This is a genomic window from Streptomyces niveiscabiei, from assembly GCF_001419795.1.
Classification (GTDB): Bacteria; Actinomycetota; Actinomycetes; order Streptomycetales; family Streptomycetaceae; genus Streptomyces; species Streptomyces niveiscabiei.
Window position 1 is genome coordinate 1 of record NZ_LIRL01000670.1, and the last position, 3,693, is coordinate 3,693.

The window sequence follows — 3,693 nt, forward strand, 5'->3', positions numbered from 1 at the left end:
CACCTCACCCCCGCCCCGTCCCCACCCCGCGTGGCCTAACGCACAGCGACGCCGTACCCCGCGTAGGAACTGCGCCGGGCGGGCCCGATAGCCTTCCGCCTATGACCAAGCAATCCGCTGCTGTGCGACGCCGCCGCGCCGTCGCCGCCGCCGGCGCCGTGTCCGCCGGACTGCTCGTGCTCTCGGCCTGCGACAAGCCGACGCCTCGGGCCACGATCACCTTCGGCTCGTCGTCGGTGAGCGAGGAGGCCACCTGCGGCGGTGAGGGCTCCAAGCTCGACACGTCGAAGCTGACGGCCTGCCTGAAGGACGAGAACATCGAGTCCATCAAGGTCGACGCCGAGGCGGGGAACGTCCGGTTCGGTGTGGACCCCGACATCGCCGACAAGCGGTGGACGGTCCTGATGAACGGCCAGCCGCTCACCGGGGACAGCGACAAGACGTACCTCACCATCCCGAGCAGCGTCTTCTTCAACGCCCAGTACGGCGCGCAGGGCGACTCGACGCTCGTCACCATCAAGGCGGGTGACGGCAAGAAGGACAGCCAGGCCGTCACGGGTCTGTGGTCGTTCCGCCTGAAGAAGGACAGCTGACCACGTCCGCCGTCCGCATCCTTGTCGCCACCGCAGTCCCGGCCGAACGGGACGCGGTGGCACAGGCGTTCCCGGACCCGTACGGCGAACTCCGTACGCTGCCGGGCGGGTTGACCGTCCGCCGCCTCACCCCCCTCCCCCACAGGTACGACGTCCTCGCCGCCGGAGTGGGCCCGGCCCTCGCCGCCGCCTCCACCGCGACCGCCCTCACCGCCGCAGTACTGGAGAGGGACCCGTACGACGTGGTCGTCTCGGCGGGCATCGCGGGCGGCTTCGCACCGGACGCCCCCGTAGCCTCCCTGGTCCTCGCGGACCACATCACCGCCGCCGACCTGGGCGCGGAGACCGCCGACGGGTTCCTCCCGGTCACCGACCTCGGCTTCGGCACCGTCACCCACCTCCCGCCCCCCGGCCTCGTACGCCGCGCCGCGGAGGCGACCGGCGCCCGCACCGGCACCGTCCTGACCGTCTCGACGGTCACCGGCACCGCGAGCCGGGCCGACGCCCTGCGCGCCCGGCACCCCGGCGCGCTCGCCGAGGCCATGGAGGGGTTCGGCGTCGCGGAGGCGGCGGGCGCGCACGGCGTCCCCGTCCTCGAACTGCGCGCGGTCTCCAACCCCGTTGGCCCGCGCGACCGTTCGGCCTGGCGCATCAAGGACGCGCTGGAGTCGCTGACGGCGGGTTTCGGGAAGCTCGCCCCCGTTCTGGAGAGTTGGAGACAGCAATGACCTCTGAGCAGCCCATGGCCTCCGAGCGGCCCGTGCGGATCGCCTACTCCCCCTGCCCGAACGACACGTTCGTCTTCGACGCCCTCGCCCACGACCGCATCGCGGGCGCCCCCGCGCTCGATGTGACGTTCGCGGACATCGACATCACCAACGGCCTCGCGCAGCGGGGGGAGTACGACGCCCTGAAGGTGTCGTACGCGGTCCTTCCGTACGTACTGGAGGACTACGCCCTCCTGCCCTGCGGCGGGGCCCTGGGGCGCGGTTGTGGACCTCTGGTCCTCACGAGGGAGGCGGGCGTCTCCCTCCAGGGCCGTACGGTCGCGGTGCCGAGCGAGAAGTCGACGGCGTACCTGCTGTTCCGGCTGTGGGCGGCGGAGACCGTGCCCGGCGGGGTCGGGGAGATCGTGGTGATGCCGTTCCACGAGATCATGCCGGCCGTCCGGGACGGGAAGGTCGACGCGGGGCTCGTCATCCACGAGGCGCGGTTCACGTACCAGAACTACGGGCTGCACAAGCTCGCGGACATGGGCGAGCACTGGGAGGAGACGACCGGTCTGCCGATCCCGCTGGGGGCGATCATCGCCAAACGGTCCCTGGGCGCCGACCGGTTGGAGCTGCTCGCCGAGTCGATCAGGGCGTCGGTGCGGGCCGCCTGGGACGACCCCGAGTCGTCCCGGCCGTACGTCATGGAGCACGCGCAGGAGATGGACCCGGCCGTCGCCGACCAGCACATCGGGCTGTACGTCAACGAGTTCACGGCGGATCTCGGAGAGGCGGGGTATGCCGCCGTACGGGGGCTGCTCACGCGGGCGGCGGCCGAGGGGCTGGTACCGCCCCTCGGACCGGACGCACTGCGGTTTCCGTGATACTTGAGAGTTACCCGGGGATTCCTACACGTCGAGCTGGTCCGCGACCGCCCTCAGCAATCCCGCGATCTTCGCGCCGGAAGCCTTGTCCGGATAACGCCCCTTCTCCAGCATCGGCGTGATGTTCTCCAGGACCGTGGTCAGATCCTGGACGATAGAGGCGAGTTCGTCCGGCTTACGGCGCTGTGCCGCGGCGACCGAAGGGGTCGGGTCGAGGAGAACGACCGAAAGGGCCTGATCGCCGCGCTGACCGGCGACGACTCCGAACTCGACGCGCTGTCCCGGTTTGAGTGTCTCGACTCCGTCGGGGAGGACCGAGGAATGAACGAAGACGTCACCGCCGTCGTCGCGGGAGAGAAAGCCGAAGCCCTTCTCGCTGTTGAACCACTTGACTTTGCCGGTAGGCACGTCTGTCCTCGTCCTCGTACTCGTCGGAAAACTGCTTCTGTCGTAAAACCGCTTCCGAAAACCGCCCGCGGAACCGTCGGCACCTCGGCCCTGGCACCGCGCGAACGGCTCCGGATAGCAGTACAGCGGGTCGACCATGACCCGCCGGTACCAAGGCTAATGGTCTGTGCGCGGGTGACAAGACGTCCCCCGGTTGTTCCTTCGCGCTGGGAACTACCCTGGTCCGGTGCGTGACAAAACCCAAACGAATTCCGCCGCTCCCGGTGACCGACTGATCCGCGCCGGTGCGATCGTGTTCTTCGCCGGTACGGTGGCCACTCTCGTCACCGTGACCCCGTTGTTCCTCGGTACGACGCCTTTTCCTGCGTACATGTTCGGATTGAGCATGCTCATGGGCGTCGGCTTCCTGATCGCGGGCGCCGGTGTACTGCGTTCGATCGCCGCCGGACGGCGTCAGGCGAGGGAGGGATCAGCGGCTTCCGGGGCGTCCGCGAGATAGGCCGAAAGCCATCCCGGGAACGCGAGCAGATCGTCGAGCACCACATCCACACCGGCCGTCCGCAATTCCTCCGCACCGCACGGTCCGGTGGTCACCCCCACCGAGAGCGCGCCGGCCGTCCGGGCGCCCCTGACGTCTCCCACGTGATCACCGACATAGACGTGGGCGCCGTATTCCTTGAGCGCCTCCGCCTTCTGCTCGGCCCACAGGTCACCGACTACCACGTCAGGGGTAAGCCTCAGGTACTCCATGTGCAGCTTCGCGTTGGGCTCGTGCTTGGCCGTGACGACGATGGCGCGACCGCCCGCCGCGTGCACGGCCTCGATCGCCTCGGGGGCGCCGGGCAGCGCGAGGGTCCCGGTCACGGCGTACTCGGGGTACAACCTGCGGTAGAGCGCGGCCATTTCGACGACCTTGTCCGCCGGGAACCAGTGGGCCATCTCGTCCTCGACCGGCGGCCCGAGCCGGCTGACCACGAGGTCGGCGTCTATGTACACGCCGGTCAGCTCGGCGAGGGCCTGGTAGCAGGCGCGGATTCCGGGGCGGGAGTCGACGAGGGTCATGTCGAGGTCGAAGCCGACGACGGGGGCGAAGGGCGG

Annotated in this window: 6 protein-coding genes; 4 read left to right on the forward strand and 2 right to left on the reverse strand. The window is 69.7% G+C overall.

Annotated features, from left to right (window positions below):
- Positions 1–101 precede the first annotated feature (101 nt).
- Genes AOK24_RS29995 through AOK24_RS30005 form a run of 3 tightly spaced genes read left to right on the forward strand, consistent with a single transcriptional unit; the run spans position 102 to position 2,187 of the window.
- A complete protein-coding gene (locus AOK24_RS29995; protein ID WP_240554201.1) occupies positions 102–593 on the forward strand; it encodes a DUF2771 domain-containing protein in 492 nt (163 codons plus the stop codon).
- Positions 563–1,321, forward strand: a complete 759-nt coding sequence (locus AOK24_RS30000) for a futalosine hydrolase (RefSeq protein WP_055723179.1) — start codon at positions 563–565, stop codon at positions 1,319–1,321. Before AOK24_RS29995 ends, AOK24_RS30000 begins: the two co-directional genes overlap by 31 nt.
- 14 nt (positions 1,322–1,335) lie before the next feature.
- Positions 1,336–2,187, forward strand: a complete 852-nt coding sequence (locus AOK24_RS30005; RefSeq protein WP_055723180.1) for a 1,4-dihydroxy-6-naphtoate synthase — start codon at positions 1,336–1,338, stop codon at positions 2,185–2,187.
- Positions 2,188–2,211: 24 nt separating this feature from the next.
- On the opposite strand, the gene AOK24_RS52365 is transcribed toward AOK24_RS30005, so the two are convergent.
- Positions 2,212–2,595, reverse strand: coding sequence for a cold-shock protein (locus tag AOK24_RS52365; RefSeq protein ID WP_010351235.1), 384 nt, complete (start codon positions 2,593–2,595; stop codon positions 2,212–2,214).
- Between the two features lie 226 nt (positions 2,596–2,821).
- Here AOK24_RS52365 and AOK24_RS51305 point away from each other — a divergent pair, with 226 nt between their 5' ends.
- Entirely contained in the window at positions 2,822–3,094 is a 273-nt protein-coding gene (locus AOK24_RS51305) for a hypothetical protein (protein WP_079057066.1), read from the forward strand.
- On the opposite strand, the gene AOK24_RS30015 is transcribed toward AOK24_RS51305, so the two are convergent.
- Positions 3,049–3,693 (reverse strand): HAD family hydrolase (locus tag AOK24_RS30015; RefSeq protein WP_055723181.1); only part of this gene is annotated, 645 nt, incomplete at its 5' end. The genes AOK24_RS51305 and AOK24_RS30015 overlap by 46 nt on opposite strands.

Excerpts from the sequence above, each read along its gene's own strand:
- AOK24_RS29995 (WP_240554201.1), top strand. The coding sequence starts at position 102 with ATGACCAAGCAATCCGCTGCTGTGCGACGCCGCCGCGCCGTCGCCGCC.
- AOK24_RS30005 (WP_055723180.1), top strand. The coding sequence starts at position 1,336 with ATGGCCTCCGAGCGGCCCGTGCGGATCGCCTACTCCCCCTGCCCGAAC.